Here is a 2092-nt window from a genome sequence, read left to right as displayed (position 1 = left end):
TGCGATCGCGGCGGTCTCCTCAGGCGTAGCTCCGATGTCCTTGAGGATGCTCTCGATGCTGTCGCCCTTCTTCATCGTGACCGAGCGCTCGTTCCACGAATTGCCGCCGGTGACCTGGGCACCGGTCTTGGGCAGCAACGTGATGTTCTCGGGCACGATGCGTGTTTCGAAGCCGGCATAGGGATCGGGCGTGCCGTCGGCGGCATAGGCGAGCGGAGCGCCGCTGCCGGGAAGACTGGCGACCTGAAGGCGGTTCTGCCCGGCACCGCCGTTCCAGTTTGCGGTGTCGCGCACGCGCGCGATGATGTCGTCGATCGGCAACGCGGCGGCGAGTTTGACCTTGGGCAGGATGCCCGCGAGATCGCGCGTCACGTAGGAGACTTCGGCATCGGGCTCCACGCCCGGCTGATCGTCGGTCGGCACGCCATCTTCGCCGGCCTGCGCCAGAAGCTTCTGCGCGTTGAATGCCGGCACGCTCGATGCGTACTCGGTGCCGGTCATCGTCAAGTTCGCCGACACGCGCACGTACGGGCGCACGCGGACCACTTCGCGGTCGCCGACCTTGACGTTCTGCGTCACGCGGATCTGCTGGCGCGATCCGCCGGACTCGTTCGACGCGACGAGGCGGTCGCTCTTGCGGTTGAGCGCCAGTTTGTCGCCAATCGCGCCGATGGCGCCGCGCAGCGTGTTTTCAATGCGTTCGGGAACGGTTGCGAAATTGGTTTCGCCGTCGAGCGACGCAAAAACGGCGCCGCCCATGAGAGCCGCGCCGCAAACGCCAGTGAGAATTGTGCCGGAGAACCACTGCACCGAGATACGGCGGCGATCGATCATGCCGCCGGTGCCACCATCCACCGAAAGCGGTGGCTCGTTGCCGAGATCGACGGCCGCGTCGAGTCTGTGTCGGTTGCGCGGCCTGCTCGGTTCCAACGATCGTCCCCCTCAACTCAGTTGGCGTGTATTCGTCGCACCAGGGTCGCACCGGAAGCGGTCGCAAAATGCTCGAAACCCAGTCGTCCGACAACGGTCGAATCGGGCGTAAAGCACGATGCCGTGCCGCCCGCGCTTCGGTCAAATGCCGGAGACGGATGAGCGGCTGGATCGATTGCGGCGCTTGGCGGGGCTCCCCTTGCTACCCGAATGGTACGGCAAGAACGCCCGGGGAATGTGGCTCAAGTGCGGCACCCTGCACAGACCGAAATGCGTTAAGAAATGGCTTAGACGTTGAGATCGCGAAGGATTGCTGCAGCGCGCCAAACCGAAAGTTTGGTAGTTGACAATGCCCGGTACCGGCACATATAACCTCCCTCATACGGCGCGCCGTCCGCTAACGGCGTGATGACGCGCCTTTGAAGCTCCTCACTTATGTGTGGGACCAAATCTCCGAAGAAGTGGTCGGAGGTTTTTGCTTCGTCGGCTTCCTGGCCAGCCAGGGAGTGGAAACTGCAAGGTTTCCGGGCTGTTTGACAGGTGAATCAGAAGAAAGAGAAACGTGGACGGCGGAGTCCTTGCGGACCGCTTCCTCGAACGGAGAAGGTTTGGGCCTCACGGCTTGGGCTTTTTCCCGGAAGAGGGCGGTCACTGGAAGAGACTTGGCGGTCAACGTTTAAGGTACATCGCACCGGTCGTTTGTGTTTTCGGGTGCAAGCCCGAGAGCAAATTCGGTCGGAGTGGTGGACCTCGTCAAAACGTGTGATCTGCCAGAATCAATCTCATCCAACTTGAGAGTTTGATCCTGGCTCAGAGCGAACGCTGGCGGCAGGCCTAACACATGCAAGTCGAGCGCCCAGCAATGGGAGCGGCAGACGGGATAGTAACACGTGGGAACGTACCTTTCAGTTCGGAACAACCAAGGGAAACTTTGGCTAATACCGAATACGTCCGTAAGGAGAAAGATTTATCGCTGAAAGATCGGCCCGCGTCTGATTAGCTAGTTGGTGGGGTAATGGCCCACCAAGGCGACGATCAGTAGCTGGTCTGAGAGGATGATCAGCATCACTGGGACTGAGACACGGCCCAGACTCCTACGGGAGGCAGCAGTGGGGAATATTGGACAATGGGCGCAAGCCTGATCCAGCCATGCCGCGTGGAT

At 61.0% G+C, this 2092-nt stretch carries 1 protein-coding gene and 1 rRNA gene; one reads left to right on the top strand and one right to left on the bottom strand.

What is annotated here, in order from left to right:
* On the bottom strand, window positions 1–930 hold a 930-nt coding region (locus VGN12_05095), incomplete at its 3' end, for a hypothetical protein (protein ID HEY4308809.1).
* A gap of 787 nt (window positions 931–1717) precedes the next feature.
* Here VGN12_05095 and VGN12_05090 point away from each other — a divergent pair.
* Window positions 1718–2092 (top strand): 16S ribosomal RNA (locus VGN12_05090); the annotation flags it as partial.

This window comes from Pirellulales bacterium (assembly GCA_036499395.1).
Taxonomy (GTDB): Bacteria; Planctomycetota; Planctomycetia; order Pirellulales; family JACPPG01; genus JACPPG01.
Note: the sequence above shows the minus strand (reverse complement) of the source record. Positions and strands in the feature narration are given on the sequence as shown.